General features: G+C 71.7%; 1 protein-coding gene and 1 pseudogene. One reads left to right on the top strand and one right to left on the bottom strand.

The features are described from left to right. Positions 1-180: pseudogene (locus GL263_RS27730) on the top strand (type VII secretion-associated serine protease mycosin); the annotation flags it as partial. Between the two features lie 13 nt (positions 181-193). Here GL263_RS27730 and GL263_RS27725 read toward each other — a convergent pair. Next, positions 194-457 carry a hypothetical protein gene (locus GL263_RS27725; RefSeq protein WP_182858466.1) on the bottom strand — a complete coding sequence of 88 codons (264 nt, stop codon included), beginning with the start codon at positions 455-457 and terminating at the stop codon, positions 194-196. Between the last annotated feature and the right edge of the window lie 73 nt (positions 458-530).

The following is a 530-nucleotide window of genomic DNA, read 5'->3' as shown; positions in this document are numbered from 1 at the left end:
GTCGAGAACGCCCCCGCCCCCGAACCCGCCGAACTCACCCTCACCGAGACCTACGCCCAACGCAACGAACGCCTCGGCACCTACGCCCTCCTCGTCTCCCTCACCCTCACCGCCCTCGTCGCCTGCGTCGCCCGCATCCTCCGCGACCGCCGCCGCCACCGCTCGGCTGCCGACAGGTAGCGTCGCACCGCTCTCACGACCACCTCCCCATCAACCGCTCCAGATACTGCTCGGCGTCCACCGGCACCGACCAGTGCGCGTCGTCGAAGTCGTCACCCCGGGCGTGATCCACCAACCACTCCAACGCCGCCCGCCGCTCACCCAACTCGGCCAACAGCCGCGCCAACGCGTCGACCTCCGCGCACTCCATCGCCGTCGCCAACTCCCGCGCCGCCCCCGGCCGCGAGAACGCCTCCGCGAACAACCGCAACGTCCGCCGACTCACCCGCTCACCCACCACAGACCTCCCTCTCCCGACCATCCGCCCCACAACACACCGGGCCGTCCTCCGAGCCCTCACCACCCACCCC

The sequence above is a fragment of the Streptomyces durbertensis genome (genome assembly GCF_014156695.1).
Lineage (GTDB): Bacteria > Actinomycetota > Actinomycetes > Streptomycetales > Streptomycetaceae > Streptomyces > Streptomyces durbertensis.
Note: the sequence above shows the minus strand (reverse complement) of the source record. Positions and strands in the feature narration are given on the sequence as shown.